This window comes from Streptomyces sp. S6, assembly GCF_054880855.1.
Genome location: NZ_JBTYMC010000649.1, coordinates 1 through 1,314 on the forward strand (window position 1 = coordinate 1; position 1,314 = coordinate 1,314).

The following is a 1,314-nucleotide window of genomic DNA, read 5'->3' on the forward strand; positions in this document are numbered from 1 at the left end:
GCGACGTCCCCGCCTGCGCCCCGCTCCCCACGATCCGCGCCACGAGATCCCCCGCCTCGAACGGCCCCCGGGGCCCGAGCGCGAGCACGTGCCGGACGACACCCCGCCGCAGGAACGCGGCGCTGCGCCCGTCGACGGTCCCGGTCAGGACGTTCACGCACCCGTCGAGGACGACCGCCACCACCGTCAGCGCGACACACCACCCCACCCACTCTCCCGCGCCTTCCCCGGCCAGCAGCAGATCCAGCGCCCGCCCCAGCACGGCCGGCAGCGCGAGCCCGGCGCCGGTCGCCCCCATGCTCACCAGGGCCAGCGCGGTGCACCGCCCCGCGCTGTGCCGCAGAGCGTCCCGCAGCAGACCCCGCGTCCCGTCGCCCGCTCCCCCTCTCATCGGAACCCCTTTCCGTACCGCAAGGACCGCACGACCCTGGGGGCCGGTCCCGAACGGGAGCGGCCCCCAGGGCTTCGCGCTAGCGACGACTGAGCGGTGTCGTCTCCTGGATCAGAGACAGAGCAGAACGCTCGCGGCGCTGATGCAGGACAGGAGGCTGACGGTGCTCTGACCGCCGGTGTACTCCTCGGACTCCATCGTCTGCAGGTCGAGCAGTGCCATGGTGATCTCCTTCCGGTTGTTTCCCGTCGATTCCCGTGGGGACGGGGGTGGGTTCACGGCTCCGTCGGTTGAGGAGTCGTGCTCTGGGGCCGCCGCGCGGGCGGCGGGAGGAACGGCAGGTGAGCGGCGTCCGGCTCGTCGGCGAGAGCCGAGGCGAGCGCCAGCAGACAGCCGGCCGTTCCGGTGGCGAGGTCCATGGACAGGCGCATCATCTGGTGGCCCGGGAAGGCGAGCCGGCCCTGATAGGGCATGGCGAGCCAGTCGAGCGCGTCGATCTGCGCCGTGAGGCGGTCCGGGCGGGCGCCCGGCGCCGTCGTCCGCGCCAGGTGGAGGATCATTCCGGCGCGGCCCTGGAAGAGGCCGGGCTGGGCGTAGAAGCGGCAGGTGGCGGCGGTCAGGATGCCCGCGCGGGCCTGCTCGAACGCCTCGTCGGGGGCGTGCCCGAGGTAGTCGTCGAGGACAGCTCCGAGGCCGGCGCTGCCGTCGCCGAGATAGGGCATCGTGCGCCAGCCCTCGTCGACTTCGAGCGAGCCGCTCTCGTGGATCACGCACGCGTCGAGATCCCGGCGCAGCGCGGTCGCCGCCGCGTCGAGGAGCGCCTTGTCGCCGGTGCGTTCGTAGCTGCGCAGCAGGAACAGGGCGGGCCCGGTCGCACCCCGCATGAGCCCGGCGCGCGGCCGGGACGTGTCGGGGAGCGGCTC

Annotated in this window: 1 protein-coding gene and 2 pseudogenes; all 3 read right to left on the reverse strand. The window is 74.0% G+C overall.

Going from position 1 to position 1,314, the window contains the following annotated elements:
* Positions 1–391 (reverse strand): annotated as a pseudogene (locus ACVNF4_RS36130) (ABC transporter ATP-binding protein); the annotation flags it as partial.
* A 111-nt stretch (positions 392–502) separates the two neighbouring features.
* Positions 503–613, reverse strand: coding sequence for a SapB/AmfS family lanthipeptide (locus ACVNF4_RS36135; protein ID WP_461807051.1), 111 nt, complete (start codon positions 611–613; stop codon positions 503–505).
* Between the two features lie 53 nt (positions 614–666).
* A pseudogene (locus tag ACVNF4_RS36140) lies at positions 667–1,314 on the reverse strand (class III lanthionine synthetase LanKC); the annotation flags it as partial.

What these genes read in the sequence shown, in the direction of transcription:
- ACVNF4_RS36135 (WP_461807051.1), bottom strand. Translation starts at nt 613, where the DNA reads ATGGCACTGCTCGACCTGCAGACGATGGAGTCCGAGGAGTACACCGGC.